Here is a 24545-nt window from a genome sequence, read left to right as displayed (position 1 = left end):
TGTCTATTCACATTACTTTTTTATTATTTTTTTAATTCTTTTTTCGACAGTTTCTCTATCAAGCATTATACTTCTTAAGCATTTTGTACACTTTATTTTTATATCCATGCCTACTCTTGTTATTTCAAACTCTTTACATCCACAAGCATGTTGCTTTTTTAATTCTACAACATCACCAATCTTTATATCCATTGGCATAAATACTCACTCTCCTAGTCTATATTTTCTACTTCTTTTGTTCCATTTTCTAACCTAGTTATTTTATATATTCCCTTATACTCAATGTTATTTTCAACTAAAGTATTCTTTACTTTTTCTATGTCTTCGTATAAGAATCTTATAGATATACCGCAGCTAGCTGTTATCTCTCTTGGTGTAGGTAATGTAGTCGCTCTTACCGAAGCTTCACCTAATAATTTATCTAATCTTATTGCATGATGTGTTGAGTTAAATGAAACTATATACATTTCGTTCATATTGTCATCCTCTTTCTACTTTATAATATTATATAGATATAGTTTGTGATGAATTTTTCATTATATCCACTATAGTATACATATTAGTAACGCTTCCTACTTTTAAACTTTCCTTAAGTCCATAATAATCAAGGCAAGTTCCACAAGATAGTATCTCAACTCCAGCTTCCTCAAGTATTTTTAAATTTCCGATAGTATCATAATTTTCTGTACTTAATTTTACACCTGAATTTACTAAAAGTATACTTTTAGGATATGGTTTTGATTCTGTAAGGGTATATATAAATCCTTTCATAAGTACCTCACCTAATTCATCATTTCCATTTCCCATTTTATTTGAAGATATAAATATACACTTATCCTCTAATTCCTCTTGTTTTTTTTCTTCTATTATAACATTTTCTCCCTTTTTTATCTCTATAGAAATTAAGTCTTTTTCTTCTTTAATCACTCTTGATTCACAGTTTAAAGAGCTAGATAATTTTAATATATTTTGTTTTGCAACATCATTATCTACTGTAACTATTACTATACCTTGTTCAATATTATCTAATTCTTTCTTTGTATTTATAACAGGTTTAGGACAGGCTAAACCTCTTGCATCTATTTCTATATACATTTATAATCATCTCCTTAAAATTATTCACATTTATTCTATCACACTTATATTTTTACCGGTTATAGATTATTTCTATATACAAAAAGATTCCTAAAAGGAATCTTTTATATTATCTCTAAATTTTTATATATACAGACACCTTTTTGATAATACTCTAATTCTTTTTCTTTTGAGATATCTGAATATAATTCACCAAGATTTATGTATAGATCTGCTAATATCTTTTCATCATTTAATTCAGATATTATATTTATACATTTATGTAAATATTCTATAGCTATGATATTTTCATTTTGAGCTTTATGCATATCTGAATAATATTTTAAAACTCTATATTCATTTAATCTATTTTTATTTTTTATTGAAGATGCTAATGCTATTTTACAGTATTTTTTAGCCATATCATATTCATAGTTAGATATATAAGTATCTATTATTCTAAATAGACTTTTCATCATATATTCATCTTCATCACTCTTTTTAATGTCATATACTCTTTGTGAATACTCTAAAGATCTATCTAGCTTACCTACGCTTTTATATATTTCAGATATAGTTAAATAGATAGATGCTAATTCTGTTTTATTTTTTTCTTTATCTAAAATTTCTAATGCTTTTTTAAAATATTCTTTAGACTTTTCAAATTCCCCAACATTTAAAAAATTATTTGCTTTTAATATTAATACATCTAATTCTTCTTCTGGATTGTTTTTTATATCTATTTCATCCATTTTATTTATATAATCTAAAGACTTCTCATTGTTATCTAGTTTTATATAGCAATATGCCATTTTACTATATAAATCCTTATATATATCTACATCTTCAACTTGTATTTCATTTAATATGCCCTCTGAAAATTCAAATTGAAGTATTGCTCCTTTATAAAACTCTTCTATCATATAAATTTTACCTATATTTAGATAACATTTATACAGTTTATCTTTATCGTTATTTTTTATAAAGTAATATAGTGCTTTTTCATAACCCATAACTGATTCACTATACTTACTTTTTTTAAAATTTATATCTGCTAGTAAGAAATTGCATGTTGCATAATTGTCTAAAACTTTATATTCATCACATATTTTAATTGCTTCATTTAATTGATCTTCTGCTTTTTCTAGATCATTACATTTAATTAAAATCTCACCTTGAAGTATTAGGTTATCTGTTAACTTTTTAGACTGCATCTCTTTAGTCTCTAATAAATAATCCACACTTACATCTAGTTGACTCGCTAAGTATTCTAGTAACTCACGACTAGTGTGCGATTTATCCCTCTCTATATGACTTATTTGGGCTGCAGTAATTCTATCCCCTGCTAATTCTTTTAACGTCATATTTTTTTCTTTTCTTAACTTTTTTATCTTTTCTCCTAAACTTAAAATATTCATACTACTCCCCCATGAAATCATTTTCTTACAATTCAATTATAACTTATATTTATTCTAAAAACACTATATATTTTCAAAGTATTTTCTTATTCGATTAAATAATGTTCGTTTCTACAAAAAAGTTAAATATATTTTTTATTTTTTCATAAGTATAACATACTTTATTTCTAAATTTTACATTTCATTTTAATTTATACTGTTTATTTAGTGTATTTATACTATTTTAGTGTATTTATACTATTTTAGTTTGCATATTGCTTTTGAAATAGTTTTTTTATTAATTTAAATTTATATTTCATACTGCAAAAAAGGATTATCTCAAATCAAAATTATATATTAATAATTTAATTAAGATAATCCCTCTTATTCTATTTAATTATTTTTAGATATTTCCTTTAGTGCCTCTATTGCTTTATCTATTTCTTCTTTAGTATTAAAATATCCTATACTAAATCTTACGGCACCTTGTTCAAGTGTTCCTAGTGTTTTATGAGCTAAAGGAGCACAATGTATTCCTGATCTAGTGGCTATATCATATTCGCTATCTAGTAAGAATGTTATTTCACCAGAGTCCATATTTCCTATATTTATAGTTATAACAGCTGCTCTTTTAGTTGCATCTTTAGGACCATAAATTTTTATATTTGGTATTTCTTCTAATCGTTCTAGCATGTATCTACATAATTCTTCTTCATGCTCTTTTATTTTGTTTATACCTTCTTTAAATATAAACTTAACTCCTTCATTTAATCCCACTATCCCAGGAGTATTATGTGTTCCCGATTCATATTTATCTGGAAGAATTTCTGGTTGGAATAAATCTTCAGATTTACTTCCTGTTCCACCCTCTTTTAATATATTTAAGTTTAATCCTTCTCTTATGTATAAAATTCCTGTTCCCTGTGGACCTAATAATCCTTTATGTCCAGGTGCTGCTAACATATCTGCAGAAATTTCTTTTAAGTCTATATTATATACACCTGCTGTTTGAGAAGCATCTACTAAGTATAATATATTATGAGATTTTGCAATCTCTGATACTGATTTTATATCTACTAATGTTCCACATACATTTGATGCATGTGTCGTTACTATTAGTTTAGTATTCGATCTTATTGCTTCTTCTAAGTCCTTTACATTTAAAAATCCGTCTTTATCACATTGTACTATAGTATTTTCTATGCCTAATTTTTCAAGAGCTTTTATCGGTCTTATTACAGAATTATGTTCCATACTAGTAGTTATTATATGGTCTCCTGCATTCACAACCCCTTTTATAGCTAAATTTAACGACTCTGTAGCATTGTTAGTAAATACTATATTCATAGGATTATCTATATTAAATAGTTTAGCTATATTTTCTCTTGTATCATATATTTCTCTAGCTGCTTTCATAGCTAGCTTATGTCCAGCTCTACCAGGATTTGCACAGTAATTTTTCATACAATCCATCATAGCATCATATACAGCTTCTGGCTTAGGAAATGTCGTTGCTGCATTATCTAAATAAATCATATTATGATTCCTTTCCTTGTCTTAATTGTCCTCAAGAAGCATAGATACTATATTATTTAAATCATCTTCATTATAGTATTCTATTTCTATTTTACCTTTTTTCTTTCCTTTAGATATATTTACCTTAGTTCCAAATATATTTCTTAGTTTCTCTTCTACATCAACAATAAATACATCTTTTTCTTTTGATTTTTTAGGAACTTCTTTAATATTATCCTCACATATTTTCTTAGCTAAAGCTTCTGTTGCTCTAACTGAAAGCTCTTCAGCTATAACTTTATTTGCTAATTCTAATTGAAGATTTTCATCATTTACTCTAAGTAATGCTTTACCATGTCCTGCAGTTATTTGACCTTGGTCTATCATATCCATTATTTTTTGCGGAAGATTTAATAATCTTAATGTATTTGTTATATGCGGTCTACTTTTTCCTACAGCTTCTGATATTTCTTCTTGAGTAACTTCATAATTTTTTATTAAACTTCTATAAGCTAATGCTTCTTCTATCGGGTTTAACTCTTCTCTTTGTAAGTTTTCTATAAGTGCTATTTCCATTATATCTTTCATAGGTATATCTTTTATAACTGCAGGTATATCACTTTTACGAGCTAGCTTAGATGCTCTATATCTTCTTTCTCCTGCTATTATCATATATTTACCTTTATCATCAGGTTTTAACACTATTGGTTGTAATACTCCGTAATTCTTTATCGATTCACTTAGTATCTTTATTTTTTCTTCATCAAATACTCTTCTAGGTTGATCTTGATTTGGATATATATTTTTTAAATCTATCGTTATTATATCTTTTTTATCTATTTCTGTACTAATATCAGGTATTAATGCACTAAGACCTCTTCCTAATCTATTAGTTCTTTTTGTCGCTTTATTCTCCATATTATATTATATCCTCCTCTAAATCTATAAATTCTTCTGCTAGTTCCATATATGCTACTGCACCCTTGCACTTTGAATCATAATAAATTACTGGTTTACCATGACTAGGTGCTTCTGCTAATCTAACATTTCTTGGTATTAGCGTCGTATATACACTTCCTTTAAAGTATCTTTTGACTTCATCTACTACTTGAATTGACAAGTTAGCTCTTCCATCAAACATACTTAATACAACTCCTTGTATATCTAGGTTTGGATTTAGTCTAGATTTTACTAACTTTATAGTACCCATAAGCTGACTAACACCTTCTAGTGCATAGTATTCACATTGTATAGGTATTAAAACACTGTCTACTGCAGTTAAACTATTTATAGTTAACATCCCTAATGACGGAGGACAATCTATAAATATATAATCATAATTATCTCTTACTTTATCTATAGAGTTTTTTAATATGTACTCTCTACTTTCTCTTGATGTAAGCTCTATTTCGCACCCCGCTAAATCTGTATCTGATGCTACTATATCAATATTTTCAAATTCAGTGTTTAATATTGTTTCATTTATATCCACACCATCTATTATGACATCATATATAGTTCCGTCAACTGACTGTTTATCTATACCATATCCACTAGTTGTATTTCCCTGTGGATCTAAATCTAATACTAATATTTTTTTTCCCATTGCTCCTAAACTTGCAGTTAGGTTTACATTTGTAGTAGTTTTCCCTACTCCTCCCTTTTGATTAAATACTGCTATTACTTTACCCATTTTGACTTTTCCCCCCGTAATCTTTTAAAAAAAGATTACTGCAAAGCAGTAACCCTTTTATTTTTTAGGAATCTTTACGACAACTTCCATATAATCGCCTTTATCTACTTCATTATATTTAGCTTCGATTCCTGTACCAATTATTGCATCAAAGGCTTGCTTCATCGTGTTTAAATATATTCTTATGCCCATAGTTCCCTTTATATTTTGTTTTTTATCTGAATCTTGAGGGCTTTCAAGCTCCTCTAAAAGATCCTTTATCATCTTTTCTGTTTTCTTTACAGTTAATTCATTTTTTATTACCTTATCAAGAACTTCATTAATTAATTCTTCTGTTGGTAGTTTAAGAAGAGCTCTTGCATGTCTTTCTGTTAGGTTATTTTCTACTAACTTTATTTTTACGCTATTTGGTAACCTAAGTATTCTTAGCTTATTCGCTATAGTAGATTGATTTTTACCTAATTTCTCAGCTAACTGTTGTTGCGTAAATTCATGTTCTTTTATTAGGTTTTCATAACCCATTGCTTCTTCTATAAAATTTAAATCTTCTCTTTGTAAATTTTCTAATAAAGCTAGCACTGCAGATGATTCATCCGACATGTTATTTATGATAGCTGGAACAGCTTGAAGATTCGCTAATTTTGCAGCCCTAAATCTTCTTTCCCCCGCAATTAATTCATACTTATCATCTTTTTGCCTAACTGTTATTGGTTGAAGTATTCCATAAACTTTTATAGAATTGCTTAGCTCTTCTAAAGCTGCTTGTGAAAATACCTTTCTTGGTTGATATGGATTAGGGACTATATTTTCTATAGGTATCTCCATAACTTTTTTATCTTCCATAACATACCTCTCTCATTTAGAATAAATATATTTTAATTTAATTCTTTACAAATTAATACTTCATTTTAATCCTTCATTAGATATATAAATAACATTTCTTCACAATACTTATATAATCCTTCTATTTTATTTTATTTTTAACATAATTTTATATATTTCTAAAATAAAATATTTATTTTATCGGACTTTTCGCTGGTTTTCCCGCTTTTCTTGGGTACTTATCTGGCGTATTTTTTACTTTTTTGAATACTAATATATTATGATTTAAGTCAGATTCAGGTAATTCGATATTTATTTTTTCTATAAATTCAACCCCTAAAACATCCATAGCTGCTTTTGATTCCTCTAACTCTAAGTTTGCATTTGGACCTTTTAAACACACAAAGTATCCACCTACTTTAACAAATGGAACACAAAACTCCATTAAAATAGGTAGTCCTGCAACAGCTCTTGCAGTAGCTATATCATATTTTTCTCTGTATTCTTCTAGCTTACCAAAATCCTCAGCTCTACCATGTATAAACTTTATATTATCTATTCCTACTTGTTTACTTACTTCTTGTAAGAAGTTGATTCTCTTATTTAATGAGTCTAATAATGTTAATTCTATATTTCTTAAGCAGATTCTTAAAGGTAATCCTGGAAATCCTGCTCCAGTACCTACATCTATAATAGATACTCCATCTTTTATATATCCGTTAGTTACTGCTGAAACAGAATCTAAGAAGTGCTTTATATACACTTCTTTTTCATCTTCTATTCCAGTAAGATTCATTTTCTGATTCCAATCGACTAATATTTCCCTGTAAATATTAAAATCATTTAACATTTTGTCGTCTACTGATATTCCTAAATTTTTAAGACCATTCTTTAATATATCTCTATTGCTCATCTTTTCCTCCTCTAGATCTTCTCATTTGTTCTAAGTATATAAGAAGTACTGATATATCTGCAGGTGAAACTCCAGAGATACGAGATGCCTGTCCTATAGATATAGGTCTTATTGCATCTAGCTTTTGTCTTGCTTCTATTCTAAGTCCATCTATTGATAAATAGTCTATTACTTCTGGTAATCTCTTATTTTCAAGCTTTTTAAATTGATCTATTTGTTTTAATTGCTTTTCTATATATCCTTCATATTTTGTCATTATTACGCATTGTTCTTTAACTTCATCAGATACATCTTCTCCAGCACCTTTACCTATAGCCTCTATTAACTCATAAGTTACTTCTGGACGCTTTAAGAATTCATATAAAGATAAACCTACTTTTATTTCTGATGCTCCCATTTCATTTAATAAATGATTTACTTCTTTAGGAGTTACTCTTTCTGTTTTTAATCTTTCTAATTCTTGTTCTACTTCAGCTTTCTTTTTAAGATATCTTTGATATCTTTCTTCTGAAACTAAACCTATATCATATCCTCTTTGAGTAAGTCTCATATCAGCATTATCTTGTCTTAGATATAATCTATACTCTGATCTTGAAGTCATCATTCTATATGGTTCATTAGTTCCTTTTGTAACTAAGTCATCTATTAATACACCTATATACGCTTCTGATCTATCAAGTACAAAAGGCTCTTTTCCTTCTATTTTATGAGCTGCATTTATACCCGCTATAAGTCCTTGAGCTGCTGCTTCTTCATATCCAGATGTTCCATTGAACTGTCCAGCACTGAATAAGTTTTCAACTCCTTTTATTTCAAGACTTATTTTTAATTGAGTCGGATCTATACAATCATACTCTATAGCATAAGCTGGTCTCATTATTTTAGCATTTTCAAGACCTTTTACACTTTTGTACATTTCAAGTTGAACTTCATAAGGTAAACTTGTTGATATTCCTTGAATGTACATTTCTTTTGTATCTAAACCTTCTGGCTCTATAAATATTTGATGTGATTCTTTATCACTAAATCTTACAACTTTATCTTCTATCGATGGGCAATATCTAGCTCCCGTACTATCTGCTTGCCCACTATACATAGCTGTTCTTTCTAAGTTATTCATTATTATTTCATGTGTTTTTAAGTTCGTTCTTGTTAAATAACAAGGCTCTTGTTTTATTCCTATATTATCTGTTAAGAATGAGAATGGAGTAATCTTTTTATCTCCTTCTTGTATAGACATTTCCGAGAAATCTATACTATCTCTATGGATTCTTGCAGGAGTTCCTGTTTTGAATCTTCTCATATTTAATCCTAAATCAACTAATCTCTCTGTAAGATGCTTAGAATATGCTAATGCATTAGGACCTTCATTTATAGTTAACTCTCCTATAAATATTTTAGAATTTAAGTAAACTCCAGTTGCTAATATAACTGCTTTAGCTTCATATTTACATCCTAACTTAGTAACTACACCTGTAACAACTTGTCCTTCATGTAATATATCAACTACCTCATCCATAACTATATCTATATTAGGATTGTCTTCTAAAGTTTTCTTCATTTCTGTGTGATATTTATATTTATCTGCTTGTCCTCTTAAAGAATGAACAGCTGGACCTTTAGCAGTATTTAACATTCTACTTTGTATAAGTGTTTTATCTGCATTTATACCCATTTGCCCACCTAAAGCATCTATCTCTTTTACTAATTGTCCTTTTCCTGTTCCACCTATAGATGGATTACAAGGCATTAAAGCTATTGAATCTAAAGACATAGTAACTACTAATGTCTTATGACCCATTCTTGCTGTAGCAAGAGCCGCTTCACAACCAGCATGTCCTGCTCCAACTACTATTACGTCATATTTCCCTGCTTCAAACTGTTTCATATGGATCTCCTTTCTGTTTTACGTTATGTTTCACGCAAAACATAACGTTCTTTTTTATATTTATTTACCTATACAGAAGTTTGCAAATATTGTATCTAATAAATCTTCTCTTACTGTATCTCCGTTTATATATCCTAAATAATCCCATATATTTTTAAAATCAACTTCTATAAAATCATATGGCATTCTCTGCTCAATTGCACTTATTGCATCATTTATAGATTCATATGCTTTAAATAAAGCATCTTTATGTCTTGAATTAGTTATCATTAAGTTAGAAGAATTTTTTACACTTCCATGATAAACCATTGCTTCTATTTTATCTTGTAATTCTTCTATCCCTTGATGCTTTAAAGCTGATATTTTTATTATATCTTCACTATTAACAAATTCTTCGATTTTTTCTAATTCTATTTGAGGCTCTAAATCCATTTTATTTAATAGAACTATAGTCTTCTTATTTTTAAGACTTTCTAAAATTTCCATATCTTCTTCAGATAATTTTCTAGATGCATCAAGTACCATTATAACTAAGTCAGCTGTACTGAAAGATTCTCTAGATTTTTCTACCCCTATTTTTTCAACTACATCTTCTGTTTCTCTTATACCTGCAGTATCAACTATTTTTAGAGGTATACCTTTTATATTAACGAATTCTTCAATAACATCTCTAGTTGTACCTGCTATATCCGTTACTATAGCTCTATTTTCTCCTAATATAGAGTTTAATAAAGATGACTTTCCTACATTAGGCTTACCTACTATTACAGTTTTTAAACCATCTCTAAGTATTTTACCACTTTCAGCCGTATCGTAAAGTTTTTTGATTTCATTTCTAAGCTCAAGAGCTTTTTCTTCAAGTATTTGATATGTGATTTCTTCTACATCTTCTTCTGCAAAATCTATAGAAACTTCTAAGTGCGCTAAAACTTCCGTAACATTCATTCTTAAATCTTTGATTTTTTTAGCTAAACTTCCTTCTAATTGACTTTGAGCTACTTCATGAGCCATATCCGTTTTTGATTTTATAACATCTATGATAGCTTCAGCTTGAGATAAATCTATTCTACCATTTAAGAAAGCTCTCTTTGTAAATTCTCCTGCTTCAGCTAATCTTACACCTTTAGATAATATAAGTTCTAATATTTTTTTTACTGAAATAAATCCACCGTGGCAATTTATTTCTATTACATCTTCTGCAGTGTATGAATTTGGACCTTTCATATAAGCCACTAATACTTCATCTATTACCTTTTCATTATCAACTACTGTCCCATATATCAATGTTCTCGCATTATAATCTTTTATCATTTTTCCTGATTTAGATTTAAAGATTGATTGGGCTACTTGTAGTGATTTTTCTCCACTAATTCTGATTATTCCTATTCCACCTTCTCCTGGTGCTGTAGCAATTGCTGCTATAGTATCATCTATAAACAAATCATTCACCTCTTAATATAAATTTTATCCTTTTCGTTACTTTTAATTGTTTCCTTAATCTTAATATTATATAAAATAAATTGCAAAAATAAAACCCCCTATTACCTAGGAGGTTAATTTTATTTTATATATTCTATTACTAATCTTCTATATGGATCTGTTCCTTCACTATAAGTACTTACATACTTATCATTTTGAAGAGCTGAATGTATTATTCTTCTTTCATAAGGATTCATATAGTCAAGCTTCTTAGTTCTCTTTGTTTTAGCTACTTCTCTAGCTACTTTGTGTGCATATCTAATTAAAGATTCTTCTCTCTTAGCTCTATAATTTTCTATGTCTACAAGAACTCTCATATTAGAGTTTTTATTTATTTTATTAAGAGCAAGTCCTGTTAATAATTGTATAGAATCTAAAGTTTCACCTCTTCTACCAATTAAAGACGCTGCTTCTTTACCTCTTATATCAACTTTTATAAGATTTCCTTCTTGATTAACACTTAAATCTGCATCTACTTTAGAATTTTTAAGTATATTTTCAATAAATGCCTTAGCTATATCTATTTCTGTTTCTTGTTCTATAACAGTAAATTTATAAAGTCCATCTTTAGCACCTAAAAATCCTAAAAAACCTTTTGTAGGATTTTCTAATACTTCAATTTCTAAATCGTCTAATTTAACATTTAGTTTTTCGATCGCTTTATTTATAGCTTCTTCTTTACTTTTACTTCTTATTTCTAGGCTTTTCATCTACTACTTCCTCCTTAGAAACAGCCAGTTTAGCTCTTAAAGGATTCATTATTAAATAGTGTTGTGCTATTGCAAACACGTTACCTATTGTCCAGTATAATGTAAGACCTGCTGGGAAAGAGAATCCCCAGAATAACATCATAGCTGACATAACATAAGTCATCATCTTCATAGAACCTTGTTGCTGATCCTTAGGCATCATTAATGTTTGCATTAAAAATGTAGTTGCTCCTGATAATACAGCTAATATAACATCTGGCGTAGTTAAATCTTTTATCCATAAAAACCCTTTTGCTGCAGTTGCAAATTGAGCTTGATCTACAAAAACTCCATATGTAACAGGTTCTCTTAATACAGAGAATAGTGCGATTAATATAGGCATTTGTATTAATAAAGGTAAACATCCTGCTAATGGATTAATTTTAGCTTCTGTGTATATCTTCATTCTTTCTTGTTGTTGCTTTTCAGGTTTATCTTTATATTTAGTTTGTATTTCTAGTATCTTAGGCTGTATATCTTGCATTGCCTTTGTAGATTTTGTTTGCTTAATTGTAAGTGGTAGTAATAATACTTTTACTACTATCGTGAATAATATTATTGAAAGTCCATAGTTTTGAACAAGTTCAAATATTATTCTTAGGACATGTCCTAGTGCATTACTTATAATGTTCACTTTCTATACCTCCCAAAGTATGTGTTGTTTTATTTAAGTGGGTCATATCCTCCTGAATGAAAAGGATGACACTTTAATAATCGTCTTATTGTTAAATATATCCCTTTTAACGCTCCATATTTTCTAATTGCTTCAATTGAATACTGAGAACAAGTAGGATAAAATCTACAAGTCGGCCCTTTTAAAGGAGATATAAATTTTTGGTAAAATCTAACTAAGTAAATAAGTAACTTCGATAAATACCTATTAATTTCCTTTAATATATAATATTTTTTTTTCAAAATATAGACCTCCAAGCAAAAAAATATAGACTTATATTAATCCTGCTTTTCTTATAAGATGAGTCATAGATTTTTCTATATCCTTATAATCAGCTTCTTTTATTGCAACTCTAGCTATAAATACAATATCATATCCATATTTAACGTTTGCATCGACATTTAATCTATATGATTCTTTTATTCTTCTTCTTATTTTATTTCTATTAATAGCATTTCCTACTTTTTTAGAAACTGAAATCCCTACTCTAGTAGAGTCTGATTTATTATCTAGTATATACATTACTAAGTTTCTATTCGCAAAAGATTTGCCGTGTTTGTATACTTTTCTAAAATCAGAGTCTTTTTTTAAACCTTGGGTTCTTTTGAAGTCCATATTAAAACCTCCATAAACACAGCTGTTAATTATATTTTCTACACAAAAAGGCCACTTAATAGCGGCCTTTTTAATTATTAATGAGTTAATCTATTTCTTCCTTTAGCTCTTCTTCTCTTTAACACGTTTCTTCCGTTAGACGTCTTCATTCTCTTTCTGAAACCATGTTCTTTCTTTCTTTGTCTTTTCTTTGGCTGATAAGTTCTTTTCATCGTATTACACCGCCTTTCAGATTTGTTTTCCGTTTATAAAAATAATAACTTTACCCTCAAAGTAAACATAACACATACAATTATAAATGCTTTTATATATGTTGTCAACGAGTTTTTGGAAGTCATAAATAACTATTTTACTCTCATTATATTATTACAATTTAAGACTTTTAGTATAAGTGTTATTCACATCTTTTATATAGTATAAAGATTTTATTATTAGAAACTCTATTGATGTATGTATATATATTTATCAACATATGGTGAATATTGTGGATAAATTAGTTGCAAATTATTGAAGTTTGACGTTTATTCTGATATTATAGATATACTTGTGTATAATGTTAATAAAATTTATTAACTTATCAACGTTATACACAAACTGTGGATATAAATGTGTATAACTTATTAGTTAACTGACAATAATTTAGTTATAAAGTGTTTTCTTTATATATTTTTGCTATTTATAACTTTATATACATATTGTTTATAACTTTTTGCTTTTACAAGAATAATTACCATTATTATATTTTATCCACACAATTATCCATAAATATTCTTATTTTATAAAATTTATATAGATTTTATTAGTTTTTGTTAATAACATTGTGGAAAATGTCAATTATTCTATGCGGAGGTTCATACTATGGATATAGTTTCTTTATGGGACAAAACACTACAATTAATAAAAGGTGAGCTATCTCCACCTAGTTTTAATGCTTTTTTTAAGCAAATAATACCTTTAAAAATACATATGAATGAATTAATACTTTTAGTTCCTAATGATTTTACTAAAGGTATTTTAGAGGATAGATATTTAAATCTAATTGAAAGTTCAATAAATCAACTTTCATTAAAAAAGTATAAAGTTAAATTTGTTTTAGATGAAAAATATGTTGAAGGTTTAGAAGAAGAGCCAAAATCTTCTAATATACCTCAAAAAAATTATCCAAATCTAAATCCTAAATATACTTTTGATACTTTCGTAATCGGTAATAGTAATAGATTTGCTCATGCTGCATGCGTTGCTGTTGCTGAATCTCCTGCTAGAGCATATAATCCTTTATTCCTATATGGAGGTGTTGGATTAGGAAAAACTCACTTAATGCATGCGATAGGTCATCATATAATAACTCAAAAAAAGGATGCTAAGGTTGTTTATGTTTCATCTGAAAAATTTACCAATGAACTTATAAACTCTATAAAAGATGATAGAAATGAAGAGTTTAGAAATAAATATAGAAATGTAGATATACTTCTTATAGATGATATTCAATTCATTGCAGGAAAAGAAAGAACTCAAGAAGAGTTTTTCCATACTTTTAACTCATTACATGAGGCTAATAAGCAAATAATTATTTCTAGTGATAGACCTCCAAAAGAGATTCCTACATTAGAAGACAGATTAAGATCTAGATTTGAAATGGGGCTTATAACAGACATTCAAGCACCAGACTTTGAAACTAGAATAGCTATACTTAGAAAAAAAGCTCAAATGGAAAACATAGAGGTTTCAAATGAGGTAACTAATTATATAGCTAAAAATATAAAATCTAACATAAGAGAATTAGAAGGTGCTTTAACAAGAGTAATTGCATATTCATCTCTTACTAATAGAACAATATCTTTTGATCTTGCTGTAGAAGCACTAAAAGATATAATAACTACTACTAAAAATGAAGAAATTACTGTAAATAGAATAAAAGAAAAAGTAGCTTCTGTATTTAATATAAAAATGGAAGACTTCAATTCTAAAAAAAGAACAAGATCGATAGCTTATCCAAGACAAATAGCTATGTATTTATCTCGTGAACTTACAGATTTATCACTTCCTAAAATAGGTGAAGAATTTGGAGGCAGAGATCATACAACTGTTATTCATGCCCACGATAAGATAGTTAAAGATATACAAGTAAATGAGGAAATTAAATCTAAAATAGAGAAAATAATTTTAGATTTAAAGGGATAATTTATAAACATTTACTTGTGGATATGATGTTGATGTAATGTTTATAGTTTTTTTGTCTAAATTTTATTAACACAATATTATATAAAAAATAACAAAGATATTAACATTTTGTACACATGTTGATATCTTTGAATTTATTTAGACATAGATACTTATTAACATTATCAACAACACCTACTACTATTACTACTAATATTTTTATTTATTTTTTTATATAAATTCGACAAGGAGGTTATCCACATTGAAGATAATTTGTAATCAAAAACTTTTAGCTAATAAAATAGGTATTTCTCAAAAAGCTATTAATGGAAAAACAACTTTAGAGCTTTTAAAGGGTATTTTATTATCAGCTAAAGATGGACAATTAAAGCTAACTGGATATGATTTAGAAATTGGAATAGAAACTTATACACAAGCTGAAGTTATTGAAGAGGGAGAAATTGTAGTAAATGCTAGACTTTTTGGGGATATCATTAGAAAGTTACCTGATTCATTTGTTGAAATAGAAACAGATGCTGAAAATAATGTATATATAAATTGTTTAAATTCAAGATTTAAGATAAAAGGAGATTCTGCAAAAGAATATCCAAGACTTCCTGAAGTTAATGAAGAAGATTTATATAATATACCTCAAGACTTATTGAAAAATATGATAAAGCAAACAGTATTTGCTATATCTCAAGATCAAACAAAACCTATATTAATGGGAGAACTTTTAGAAATAGTAGATGGAGATATAAGTTTAGTTGCTATTGATGGATATAGACTAGCAGTTAGAAGTTGCAAGATTGATAATATAACAAATAATGCTAAGGTCATAATTCCAGGAAAAGCATTAAATGATGTAAATAGTTTATTATCTTCAGAAGAAGATGTAAAAGTTGGATTCGATGAAAAAAATGCAATATTTATCATAAATGACACTAAAATAATAACTAGACTTCTTGAAGGTGACTTCATAGATTATAAAAAATTATTACCAAGAGAATATAATTCAAAAGTAAAGTTAAAAACTAAAGAACTTTTAAATAGTATAGAAAGAGCATCATTATTGTCACAATCTGAGAAAAATAACTTAATAAAGTTATCAATAAGAGATAATGTTATGGCAATTACTTCAAATACTGATAAAGGAAATGTATATGAAGAAGTTAATTTAGAGTTAACTGGTGAATACTTAGATATAGCATTTAACTCTAGATATTTCTTAGAAGGATTAAAAAATATAGATAGTGAGGAAATCTTTATAGAATTCACTACAAATATAAATCCATGTATAATAAGACCTGCTGACGACGTTAAGTATACTTATTTACTACTTCCTGTAAGAATATCATCTAATATATAGTTTAAGCATAAAACCCAACTAATAAAGTTGGGTTTTTGTAGCTAATTTTGTGATATAATATATATTTAATGTGATGTTTTATAAATATCAAAAATCTTATTAATAGGAGGAATTCATTGATGATTGAAATAAATATAGATTCAGAATATATAAAATTAGATCAACTTCTTAAGTTAGCAGATGCTGTGTCTACAGGTGGACATGCTAAATTTTTAATATTAGAAGGTCTAGTTAAGGTTAATGGCGAAGTTGAAATGAGAAGAGGTAGAAAATTAAAACCTCAAGATATAGTAGAAGTTGAAGGACAGAAAATAAAAGTAGTGTAAAAAGGAGAGCCTTTTATGCGACTAAATAGTTTACAATTAGTGAATTTTAGAAACTATAATAATTTATATTTAGAATTTAATAAAAAAGTTAATCTTCTTTTAGGAAAAAATGGTCAAGGGAAGACTAATATAGTAGAATCTATATATATGTTATCTTTTGGGAAATCATTTAGAACTAGTAGGGATAAAGAAATTATAAAATTTGATACTGAAAATTTGTATGTGGGTGGTAGTTTTTCGAAAGAACATACAGATGGTCTAATAGAGATAGCAATTGGAAAAAATAAAAAGGGTATAAAAGTAAATAAAATTCATATACAAAAGATTCATGAATTACTTGGAAATTTAAACGTGGTGATATTTTCACCAGAAGATCTTAGATTAGTTAAAGAAGGTCCGAAGGAAAGAAGATCTTTTATTGACAAAGAAATTAGTCAAATTATGCCTAAATATTATAATTATCTTACTAATTATAATAAAGTGCTTTTTCAAAGAAATCAGTTGCTAAAAGCTAATAATGTAGATGAAGCATTATTAGATGTTTATGATGAAAGTTTAGCTAGATATGGAAGTTATCTATATATTTTAAGGCGAGATTTTATAAAAAAAATAGCAGATATATCTAAAAATATGCATTTTAAATTGACAAATTCAGTTGAAGAATTATCAATTACATACAAAAGCCAGATTGATATAAATGATGACGATACTATTGATAGCATATATAATAAATTCTTAGATAAACTTGTTTCAAGTAGAAAGCATGATATTGATGTAAGAACAACTAGATATGGTTTACATAAGGACGATTTAAATATATATGTAAATGGGCTAGATGTTAGACTTTATGGATCGCAGGGGCAACAAAGAACTGCATCTATTTCATTAAAATTATCTGAAATAGAGCTTATAAAAAATGAAGTTGGAGAATATCCAATTCTAATTTTAGATGATGTATTTAGTGAGTTAGATGAAACAAGACAAAAACTATTGATAGATAACTTGAGTGTAGTTCAAATGTTTATAACTACCGCTGAAGTTTCACATATAAATATATTTAATAAAAGTAATACAACCATTTTCAGGATTGAAAAGGGACAAGTTATTAATATAGAGAATGGAGGGAACTAGATGAAACAAGAATACGGTGCAAGTCAGATACAAGTTCTAGAAGGATTAGAGGCCGTTAGAAAAAGACCAGGTATGTATATCGGCTCAACAGGTCCTAGAGGTTTACACCATTTAGTTTATGAAGTAGTAGACAACAGTATAGATGAAGCATTACAAGGTTATTGTTCAGAAATATATGTTGCAATAAACAAAGATGGAAGTATAACAGTAAAGGATAATGGTAGAGGTATACCTGTAGAGATACATCCTAAAACAGGAAAATCTACACTAGAGACAGTTTTAACAGTACTTCATGCAGGAGGTAAATTCGGTGGAGGAGGATACAAGGTATCTGGTGGTCTTCACGGAGTTGGGGTTTCTGTAGTGAATGCATTATCTGAATGGGTTGTAGCAGAAGTGCGCAGAGATGGAAAGATACACAAACAATCATATAAATTAGGTACGCCTACAACAGATCTTGAAATAGTAGGTGAATGTAATGATACAGGTACTACTATAAGCTTTATGCCAGATGCTACAATATTTGATGAAATTGAATTTAAATTTGATACATTAGAGCATAGACTTAGAGAATTATCTTTCTTAAATAAAGGTATAAAAATAGTATTTGAGGATAAGAGAGAAGGGCAAGAAAAGAAAAAAGAATTCCATTACACTGGAGGATTAGTAGAATACGTAAAATACTTAAATAAATCTAGAACAGGAATTCATGATGAAATAGTTTATATAGATAAAAAAGTAGATGACTATGTTGTTGAGTTAGCTATGCAGTATACTGATGGTTATTCAGAGAACATATATTCTTTTGCTAATAATATAAATACTCATGAAGGTGGTACTCACTTAGCAGGATTCAAGACAGCTCTTACAAAGACAATAAATGAATATGCTAAGAGAAATAAGCTTTTAAAAGAAAATGAACCAAACTTATTAGGTGAAGATATAAGAGAAGGTCTTACAACTGTAGTATCAGTTAAGCTTCCAGAACCTCAATTTGAAGGTCAAACAAAGACTAAACTAGGAAATACTGTTATGAGAGGTATAGTAGATAGCGTAACAGTAGAAGAGTTAGGGGCTTTCTTAGAGGAAAACCCAACTACAGCTAGGATAATAGTAGATAAAGGTCTTAGAGCTCAAAGAGCAAGAGAAGCTGCTAAAAGAGCAAGAGAATTAACTAGAAGAAAGAGTGTATTAGAAAGTACTTCATTACCAGGGAAATTAGCTGACTGTGCTGAAAAAGATCCTTCTAAGAGTGAAATATTCTTAGTCGAAGGGGATTCTGCCGGTGGTTCTGCTAAACAAGGTAGAGATAGACATACACAAGCGATACTTCCATTAAGAGGTAAGATATTAAACGTTGAAAAATCTAGATTAGATAAAATATTATCGTCAGATGAAATTAAAAATATGATAACTGCATTTGGTTGTGGAGTTGGAAACGACTTTGACTTAGAAAAAGCTAGATATCATAAAATAGTTATCATGACCGATGCCGACGTCGATGGAGCACATATAAGAACATTATTATTAACGTTCTTCTTTAGATACATGAGACCATTAATAGAAAATGGACTAGTATATATAGCTCAACCACCTCTATATAAAGTTAAAAAGCAAAAGAAAGAATATTATGTTTACTCTGATGAACAACTAAATACTTTATTAGAAGAGATCGGAAGACAAGGCGTAGAGCTTCAAAGGTACAAAGGGCTTGGAGAGATGAACGCTGAACAATTATGGGATACTACAATGGATCCTGAGAAAAGAACTTTATTACAAGTATCTATAGAAGATGCAGTACTTGCAGATGAAGTATTCTCAATGCTTATGGGTGACAAAGTTGCTCCAAGAAGAGAATTCATAGAAGAAAATGCAACATACGTTAGAAACTTAGATATATAGAAAGGGGATGAGTATCAATGGAAGAAAATAATAGAATACTCCCTATTGAAATAGCAGAAGAAATGAAAAAGTCTTATATAGACTATTCTATGAGTGTTATAGTTGGTAGAGCTCTTCCAGATGTAAGAGATGGACTAAAACCAGTTCATAGAAGAATATTATATTCAATGAGTGAATTAAATTTAACACCAGATAAACCGTATAGAAAGTCTGCCCGTATAGTTGGGGACGTTCTAGGGAAGTACCACCCACATGGAGATAGTGCTGTTTATTTAGCGATGGTTAGAATGGCTCAAGATTTCTCAACTAGAGGACTTTTAGTTGATGGTCATGGTAACTTTGGTTCAGTAGATGGTGATTCACCAGCCGCAATGCGTTACACTGAAGCAAGAATGAGTAAATTAGCTCTTGAATTATTAAGAGATATAGATAAAGAAACTGTAGATTTTGTACCAAACTTTGATGAATCGTTAAAGGAACCTGCAGTACTTCCTTCAAGATATCCTAACCTTTTAGTAAATGGTTCTAACGGGATAGCAGTTGGTATGGCAACATCTATACCACCTCACAATTTAGGTGAAGTAATAGATGCAACTGTACACTTAATAGACAATGAAGAGTGTTCAGTTGATGATTTAATGAAATTTGTAAAAGGTCCAGACTTCCCAACTTCAGCAATAATAATGGGTAAAGAAAATATAGCTGAAGCTTACAGAACTGGTAGAGGTAAGGTTAAAGTTAGAGCTAGAGCGGTAATAGAAGAATTACCAAAAGGGAAACAACAAATAGTAGTAACAGAAATACCATATCAAGTTAATAAAGCTAAGTTAGTTGAAAGAATAGCTGAATTAGTTAAGGATAAAAAGGTAGAAGGAATATCTGACCTTAGAGATGAAAGTAACAGAAATGGAATGAGAATAGTTATAGAACTTAAGAGAGATGTTAATGCTAATATAGTATTAAATAACTTATATAAGCATTCTCAAATGGAAGAAACATTTAGTGTAATAATGCTTGCATTAGTAAATGGTCAACCTAAAGTATTAAATCTTAAGCAAATACTATACCATTATGTACAACATCAAAAAGATGTAGTAACTAGACGTACTAAGTTTGAATTAAATAAAGCTGAAGCAAGAGCACATATATTAGAAGGATTAAGAATAGCCTTAGATAATATAGATGCAGTTATAAGCTTAATAAGAGCTTCTAAAACAACTCAAGAAGCTAAGTCTGGTTTAATGGAGAAGTTTGGATTAACTGATATACAAGCTCAAGCTATATTAGATATGAGACTTCAAAGGCTTACTGGATTAGAGAGAGATAAGATAGAAGCTGAGTATGAAGAATTAATAAAGAAAATAAATAGATTAAAAGAAATATTAGCTAATGAAAGATTACTTCTTAACGTAATAAAAGAAGAAATGCTTATAATAAAAGAAAATTATGCTGATGAAAGAAGAACTGAAATAAGACATGCTGAAGGCGAAATAGATATGAGAGACCTTATAGAGGACGAAGAAATAGCTATAACTCTTACTCATTTTGGATATATAAAGAGACTTCCAGCAGATACTTATAAGAGTCAAAAAAGAGGTGGTAGAGGAATATCTGCTCTTACTACAAGAGAAGAAGATTTCGTAAAACACCTAGTAAGTACAACTACACATAGTAAATTACTATTCTTTACAAATAAAGGTAGAGTATTTAGATTAAATGCTTATGAAATACCTGAAGGTAAGAGACAAGCAAAAGGAACTGCTATTGTAAACTTACTTCAATTAGGTCCTAATGAAAAAATAGCTACACTATTAGCTATAGATGAAAAGGATGACAACAAATACTTATTATTAGCTACTAAGAATGGTATAGTTAAGAAAACTGACCGTGAAGAGTTTAAAAACATAAATAAAGCTGGATTAATAGCTATAGGATTAAGAGAAGATGATGAGCTTATAGGTGTTAAAGTAACTGATGGAAACAAAGATGTTCTTTTAGTAACAAAAGAAGGTATGTCTATAAGATTTGATGAAAATGATATAAGATCAATGGGAAGATCTGCTATGGGTGTAAAGGGTATAACATTATCTAATGATGATAAAGTTGTATCTATGAGCTTATGCGAAGAAGGCACTGATGTATTAGTAGTTAGTGAAAATGGATTTGGAAAAAGAACAGATATAAATGAATATAGAACTCAGATAAGAGCAGGAAAAGGAATAAAAACTTACAACATAGCTGAAAAGACAGGAAAACTTGTTGGAGCAGAAATGGTAAATGAAGATGATGAAATGATGATAATAAACTCTGATGGTGTACTTATAAGATTAAGAGTTAATGAAATTTCATTATTTGGAAGAGTAACTAGTGGAGTTAAGTTAATGAAAACTGATGATGAAGTCAATGTAGTTTCTATTTCAAAAATAAAGATGGAAGAAGAATAGGATTATATCCTATTCTTTTTGCTAACTTTATAATATAAATATAATTTAATTTTAGAGGAGAAAAATACTATGAGTAAAAGGCGTGGAAATTTTTTATTATTAGGAGCACTAATAGGTTTTATAGCTGGTTTATTTTTTGCACCTAAGAAAGGTTCTGAACTTAGAAGAGATGCAAAAAATAAAATAGATGAAATTAAAGAAAATCCAAAGGATGTTTTACAAGGAACATTTGATGATGTAAAAGAAAAAATAAACGAATTTATAGACGATAACTTTGCAGAAGATGACAATATACATATATCTGAAGATGAAATTGTGATAAGTAGAACATTTAGCGACGAGGGAGATAATAAGTAATGAATACTTTGGGATGGCAGATAGGAGCATTTTTAATAGGGGCTTCAGCTTTAATTATAGCTGTATATATAGGAAAATTATTAAATACTACTAATAAAGTTGTAGAAAAGGTATATAAAATTATAGATTATAATGAAAGACATATACATGAAACTATAGAAAATGTGGCATCAATAACAACATATACAGAGGAAATAGTTAGTATGGTAAGCAAGATTACAAATATAACGAAAGTATTCAGATTTGTAAAAAGGAGATAACAATAAGGAGGAATTAGAATGTCAATGAATATAGATTCTAAATTAAATAACGAAAATGGTTTTTGGGATGTATCACTTCAAGGTGAGTTAGATGTATCAACAGCAGATAAATTAAAAGAGCATTTACATAATTTAGCGGACGAAAAAATATTAGATATGAAGATAAATCTTGAGAACTTAGATTATATAGATTCTACGGGCTTAGGTGCTATGATAGGTGTTTTAAAGAAGCTAAAAACGGATAATAAAGAAATATATATAATAAATCCAAAGAGTAACGTAAAAAAGATTTTTACTATAACAGGTCTAGATAAAATATTTAAAGTGGAGGGATAGACTTTGGCTTGTGAAACTATAAAAATGGAAATAAGTGCTAATCCTGATTTTGTAAGTATAATAAGATTAACTACTTCAGGTATAGCTAATAAGATAGGTTTTTCAATAGATGATATAGAAGATATGAAAGTAGCAGTATCAGAAGCTTGTACTAATGCTATAAAGCATAGTGATGATAAAAGTGTAAGTATAACATATACTATATTAGAAAATGGATTAGATATAGAAATAAAAGATAATGGTAAAGGGTACGATGTAGAATCAATAGCTACACCTGATTTAACACAACCAAAAGAAAATGGATTAGGATTATTTATAATCCAAACACTAATGGATGATGTGAAGATAGAATCAAAAGACAACCAAGGAACAATAATAAAAATGACTAAGTATTTAGGAGTTGATATTTAATGAAGAATGTAGCTAATGCTACAAATTACCTAGATATAGATACAAAAGAGTTATTTAGGATATATAGTAAAGATAAAGATAATAAGGATGTTAGAAATATTCTTATTGAAAGACATTTATATTTAGTAAACTTGTTAGCTAAAAAGTATATTAATAAAGGCGTTGAATATGAAGATTTATATCAAGTAGGATCTTTAGCACTAATATATGCAATAGATAGATATGATATAGAAAAAGGGTATGAATTTTCAAGTTTTGCAACACCAACAATAATAGGTGAAATAAAGAAATACTTTAGAGATAAAGTATGGGCCTTAAGAGTTCCAAGAAGAGTTCAAGAGCTGAGCAAAAAAATAAGTGAAGCTAAAGTAGCACTTGAGCAAGAAAATAAGACTCATCCAAAGGTAAAAGATATAGCTGATTACATAGGTTGTAGTGAAGAAGAAGTTTTAGAGGCTATGGAAGCATCTTATGGTTATCAGCCAATATCTTTAGATTCATCTAGCAATGATGACTCAGAAGATAAAGATATCACTCTTATAGATAAAATTGGGGAAGAGGAAAGTAGCTTTAACAATATAGAGCAAAAAGATTTTGTAAATAAATTCATGGAAAGCTTAAATGAATTAGAAGTTAAGATATTTAAAGATAGATTCTTCTTAGACAAAACTCAATCGACAATAGCAAAAGAGTTAGAAATATCTCAAATGACAGTATCTAGAATAGAGAAAAAGATTGTTGAAAAACTTAGAAAAGAATATGAAAAGCAATTGTAGAAAAAAAATATAAAAATATTTTAAAAAAAGTATTGACCTACTGTTTAATCTATAGTATATTATTACTTGTCCTTAAGAAAACGGGACAAGGAAATAAGAACTTTGAAAATTAAACAGTAGGTTAATTTTTTATAGAATTGAAACTAACAAACCAAGCCAGATATTCAGATAATGATAGTCTGAGCAGGTAACAACTTTTATTTGAGAGTTTGATCCTGGCTCAGGATGAACGCTGGCGGCGTGCCTAACACATGC

General features: G+C 28.5%; 27 protein-coding genes and 1 rRNA gene. 12 read left to right on the top strand and 16 right to left on the bottom strand.

Going from position 1 to position 24545, the window contains the following annotated elements; all coding sequences use genetic code 11:
* Positions 1-12: 12 nt before the first annotated feature.
* From BN7997_RS00140 to rpmH, 16 genes are all read right to left on the bottom strand, one after another.
* Entirely contained in the window at positions 13-198 is a 186-nt protein-coding gene (locus tag BN7997_RS00140) for a DUF951 domain-containing protein (RefSeq protein WP_071118869.1), read from the bottom strand.
* Positions 199-212: 14 nt separating this feature from the next.
* On the bottom strand, positions 213-476 hold the full coding sequence (locus BN7997_RS00135) for a putative Se/S carrier protein (RefSeq protein ID WP_071118868.1): 264 nt from the start codon (positions 474-476) through the stop codon (positions 213-215).
* Between the two features lie 28 nt (positions 477-504).
* Positions 505-1095, bottom strand: coding sequence for a sulfurtransferase-like selenium metabolism protein YedF (gene yedF / locus BN7997_RS00130; protein WP_071118867.1), 591 nt, complete (start codon positions 1093-1095; stop codon positions 505-507).
* 104 nt (positions 1096-1199) lie between these two features.
* Positions 1200-2492: a helix-turn-helix domain-containing protein gene (locus tag BN7997_RS00125; protein WP_071118866.1), complete on the bottom strand. Its 1293-nt coding sequence runs from the start codon at positions 2490-2492 to the stop codon at positions 1200-1202.
* A gap of 372 nt (positions 2493-2864) precedes the next feature.
* Positions 2865-4007 carry an aminotransferase class V-fold PLP-dependent enzyme gene (locus BN7997_RS00120; protein ID WP_071118865.1) on the bottom strand — a complete coding sequence of 381 codons (1143 nt, stop codon included), beginning with the start codon at positions 4005-4007 and terminating at the stop codon, positions 2865-2867.
* A gap of 21 nt (positions 4008-4028) precedes the next feature.
* A complete protein-coding gene (locus BN7997_RS00115) occupies positions 4029-4904 on the bottom strand; it encodes a ParB/RepB/Spo0J family partition protein (protein WP_071118864.1) in 876 nt (291 codons plus the stop codon).
* A gap of 1 nt (position 4905) precedes the next feature.
* A complete protein-coding gene (locus tag BN7997_RS00110; RefSeq protein ID WP_071118863.1) occupies positions 4906-5679 on the bottom strand; it encodes a ParA family protein in 774 nt (257 codons plus the stop codon).
* 57 nt (positions 5680-5736) lie between these two features.
* Entirely contained in the window at positions 5737-6522 is a 786-nt protein-coding gene (gene noc, locus BN7997_RS00105) for a nucleoid occlusion protein (RefSeq protein ID WP_071118862.1), read from the bottom strand.
* Between the two features lie 172 nt (positions 6523-6694).
* The gene (gene rsmG / locus BN7997_RS00100) at positions 6695-7414 is read right to left on the bottom strand and encodes a 16S rRNA (guanine(527)-N(7))-methyltransferase RsmG (RefSeq protein ID WP_071118861.1); all 720 of its coding nucleotides are present in this window, start codon (positions 7412-7414) and stop codon (positions 6695-6697) included.
* Entirely contained in the window at positions 7404-9302 is a 1899-nt protein-coding gene (gene mnmG / locus BN7997_RS00095; protein ID WP_071118860.1) for a tRNA uridine-5-carboxymethylaminomethyl(34) synthesis enzyme MnmG, read from the bottom strand. The genes rsmG and mnmG overlap by 11 nt, the downstream gene beginning before the upstream one ends.
* Before the next feature lie 60 nt (positions 9303-9362).
* Positions 9363-10742, bottom strand: coding sequence for a tRNA uridine-5-carboxymethylaminomethyl(34) synthesis GTPase MnmE (gene mnmE, locus BN7997_RS00090; RefSeq protein ID WP_071118859.1), 1380 nt, complete (start codon positions 10740-10742; stop codon positions 9363-9365).
* Between the two features lie 119 nt (positions 10743-10861).
* On the bottom strand, positions 10862-11491 hold the full coding sequence (gene jag, locus BN7997_RS00085; protein ID WP_071118858.1) for an RNA-binding cell elongation regulator Jag/EloR: 630 nt from the start codon (positions 11489-11491) through the stop codon (positions 10862-10864).
* Complete coding sequence (locus tag BN7997_RS00080) at positions 11466-12164, bottom strand: YidC/Oxa1 family membrane protein insertase (RefSeq protein ID WP_071118857.1); 699 nt, start codon at positions 12162-12164, stop codon at positions 11466-11468. The genes jag and BN7997_RS00080 overlap by 26 nt, the downstream gene beginning before the upstream one ends.
* Before the next feature lie 29 nt (positions 12165-12193).
* Positions 12194-12445: a membrane protein insertion efficiency factor YidD gene (gene yidD / locus BN7997_RS00075; protein ID WP_071118856.1), complete on the bottom strand. Its 252-nt coding sequence runs from the start codon at positions 12443-12445 to the stop codon at positions 12194-12196.
* Between the two features lie 31 nt (positions 12446-12476).
* On the bottom strand, positions 12477-12818 hold the full coding sequence (gene rnpA / locus BN7997_RS00070) for a ribonuclease P protein component (RefSeq protein ID WP_071118855.1): 342 nt from the start codon (positions 12816-12818) through the stop codon (positions 12477-12479).
* A 77-nt stretch (positions 12819-12895) separates the two neighbouring features.
* Entirely contained in the window at positions 12896-13030 is a 135-nt protein-coding gene (gene rpmH, locus BN7997_RS00065; protein ID WP_007285206.1) for a 50S ribosomal protein L34, read from the bottom strand.
* 646 nt (positions 13031-13676) lie between these two features.
* Between rpmH and dnaA the strand changes: the two genes are divergently transcribed.
* The 12 genes from dnaA to BN7997_RS00005 all read left to right on the top strand — a co-directional run.
* Positions 13677-14999, top strand: a complete 1323-nt coding sequence (gene dnaA / locus BN7997_RS00060; RefSeq protein WP_071118854.1) for a chromosomal replication initiator protein DnaA — start codon at positions 13677-13679, stop codon at positions 14997-14999.
* A 241-nt stretch (positions 15000-15240) separates the two neighbouring features.
* Positions 15241-16347 (top strand): DNA polymerase III subunit beta, encoded by a 1107-nt coding sequence (gene dnaN, locus BN7997_RS00055; protein ID WP_071118853.1) that lies wholly within the window; start codon positions 15241-15243, stop codon positions 16345-16347.
* 119 nt (positions 16348-16466) lie between these two features.
* The gene (gene yaaA, locus BN7997_RS00050) at positions 16467-16673 is read left to right on the top strand and encodes a S4 domain-containing protein YaaA (protein WP_071118852.1); all 207 of its coding nucleotides are present in this window, start codon (positions 16467-16469) and stop codon (positions 16671-16673) included.
* A gap of 15 nt (positions 16674-16688) precedes the next feature.
* Positions 16689-17804: a DNA replication/repair protein RecF gene (gene recF, locus BN7997_RS00045; RefSeq protein WP_071118851.1), complete on the top strand. Its 1116-nt coding sequence runs from the start codon at positions 16689-16691 to the stop codon at positions 17802-17804.
* Complete coding sequence (gene gyrB / locus BN7997_RS00040; protein WP_071118850.1) at positions 17805-19706, top strand: DNA topoisomerase (ATP-hydrolyzing) subunit B; 1902 nt, start codon at positions 17805-17807, stop codon at positions 19704-19706. It abuts the gene before it with no gap.
* 17 nt (positions 19707-19723) lie between these two features.
* Positions 19724-22150: a DNA gyrase subunit A gene (gyrA, locus tag BN7997_RS00035; protein WP_071118849.1), complete on the top strand. Its 2427-nt coding sequence runs from the start codon at positions 19724-19726 to the stop codon at positions 22148-22150.
* A 69-nt stretch (positions 22151-22219) separates the two neighbouring features.
* Positions 22220-22507, top strand: coding sequence for a YtxH domain-containing protein (locus tag BN7997_RS00030; RefSeq protein ID WP_071118848.1), 288 nt, complete (start codon positions 22220-22222; stop codon positions 22505-22507).
* A complete protein-coding gene (locus BN7997_RS00025; protein ID WP_071118847.1) occupies positions 22507-22767 on the top strand; it encodes a hypothetical protein in 261 nt (86 codons plus the stop codon). Before BN7997_RS00030 ends, BN7997_RS00025 begins: the two co-directional genes overlap by 1 nt.
* A gap of 18 nt (positions 22768-22785) precedes the next feature.
* Positions 22786-23103: an STAS domain-containing protein gene (locus BN7997_RS00020; protein ID WP_071118846.1), complete on the top strand. Its 318-nt coding sequence runs from the start codon at positions 22786-22788 to the stop codon at positions 23101-23103.
* A gap of 3 nt (positions 23104-23106) precedes the next feature.
* Positions 23107-23514, top strand: a complete 408-nt coding sequence (locus tag BN7997_RS00015) for an ATP-binding protein (protein WP_143023130.1) — start codon at positions 23107-23109, stop codon at positions 23512-23514.
* Entirely contained in the window at positions 23514-24290 is a 777-nt protein-coding gene (locus tag BN7997_RS00010; RefSeq protein WP_071118845.1) for a SigB/SigF/SigG family RNA polymerase sigma factor, read from the top strand. The genes BN7997_RS00015 and BN7997_RS00010 overlap by 1 nt, the downstream gene beginning before the upstream one ends.
* 197 nt (positions 24291-24487) lie before the next feature.
* Positions 24488-24545 (top strand): 16S ribosomal RNA (locus BN7997_RS00005); the annotation flags it as partial.

Origin of the sequence: Romboutsia timonensis, from assembly GCF_900106845.1 — a bacterium.
GTDB classification, from domain to species: domain Bacteria; phylum Bacillota; class Clostridia; order Peptostreptococcales; family Peptostreptococcaceae; genus Romboutsia; species Romboutsia timonensis.
The sequence above is the reverse complement of the archived record's forward strand: the minus strand, read 5'-3'. Positions and strand labels throughout refer to the sequence as shown.

Bases quoted from the DNA above. Each gene is read 5' to 3' on its own strand.
- recF (WP_071118851.1), top strand. From the start codon at position 16,689: ATGCGACTAAATAGTTTACAATTAGTGAATTTTAGAAACTATAATAAT.
- mnmG (WP_071118860.1), bottom strand. From the start codon at position 9,302: ATGAAACAGTTTGAAGCAGGGAAATATGACGTAATAGTAGTTGGAGCA.
- BN7997_RS00120 (WP_071118865.1), bottom strand. From the start codon at position 4,007: ATGATTTATTTAGATAATGCAGCAACGACATTTCCTAAGCCAGAAGCT.
- yedF (WP_071118867.1), bottom strand. From the start codon at position 1,095: ATGTATATAGAAATAGATGCAAGAGGTTTAGCCTGTCCTAAACCTGTT.
- BN7997_RS00140 (WP_071118869.1), bottom strand. From the start codon at position 198: ATGCCAATGGATATAAAGATTGGTGATGTTGTAGAATTAAAAAAGCAA.
- yaaA (WP_071118852.1), top strand. From the start codon at position 16,467: ATGATTGAAATAAATATAGATTCAGAATATATAAAATTAGATCAACTT.
- rnpA (WP_071118855.1), bottom strand. From the start codon at position 12,818: ATGGACTTCAAAAGAACCCAAGGTTTAAAAAAAGACTCTGATTTTAGA.
- rpmH (WP_007285206.1), bottom strand. From the start codon at position 13,030: ATGAAAAGAACTTATCAGCCAAAGAAAAGACAAAGAAAGAAAGAACAT.
- rsmG (WP_071118861.1), bottom strand. From the start codon at position 7,414: ATGAGCAATAGAGATATATTAAAGAATGGTCTTAAAAATTTAGGAATA.
- gyrA (WP_071118849.1), top strand. From the start codon at position 19,724: ATGGAAGAAAATAATAGAATACTCCCTATTGAAATAGCAGAAGAAATG.
- BN7997_RS00125 (WP_071118866.1), bottom strand. From the start codon at position 2,492: ATGAATATTTTAAGTTTAGGAGAAAAGATAAAAAAGTTAAGAAAAGAA.
- noc (WP_071118862.1), bottom strand. From the start codon at position 6,522: ATGGAAGATAAAAAAGTTATGGAGATACCTATAGAAAATATAGTCCCT.
- BN7997_RS00020 (WP_071118846.1), top strand. From the start codon at position 22,786: ATGTCAATGAATATAGATTCTAAATTAAATAACGAAAATGGTTTTTGG.
- BN7997_RS00030 (WP_071118848.1), top strand. From the start codon at position 22,220: ATGAGTAAAAGGCGTGGAAATTTTTTATTATTAGGAGCACTAATAGGT.
- BN7997_RS00110 (WP_071118863.1), bottom strand. From the start codon at position 5,679: ATGGGTAAAGTAATAGCAGTATTTAATCAAAAGGGAGGAGTAGGGAAA.
- BN7997_RS00010 (WP_071118845.1), top strand. From the start codon at position 23,514: ATGAAGAATGTAGCTAATGCTACAAATTACCTAGATATAGATACAAAA.
- jag (WP_071118858.1), bottom strand. From the start codon at position 11,491: ATGAAAAGCCTAGAAATAAGAAGTAAAAGTAAAGAAGAAGCTATAAAT.
- BN7997_RS00025 (WP_071118847.1), top strand. From the start codon at position 22,507: ATGAATACTTTGGGATGGCAGATAGGAGCATTTTTAATAGGGGCTTCA.
- BN7997_RS00115 (WP_071118864.1), bottom strand. From the start codon at position 4,904: ATGGAGAATAAAGCGACAAAAAGAACTAATAGATTAGGAAGAGGTCTT.
- gyrB (WP_071118850.1), top strand. From the start codon at position 17,805: ATGAAACAAGAATACGGTGCAAGTCAGATACAAGTTCTAGAAGGATTA.
- BN7997_RS00135 (WP_071118868.1), bottom strand. From the start codon at position 476: ATGAACGAAATGTATATAGTTTCATTTAACTCAACACATCATGCAATA.
- dnaA (WP_071118854.1), top strand. From the start codon at position 13,677: ATGGATATAGTTTCTTTATGGGACAAAACACTACAATTAATAAAAGGT.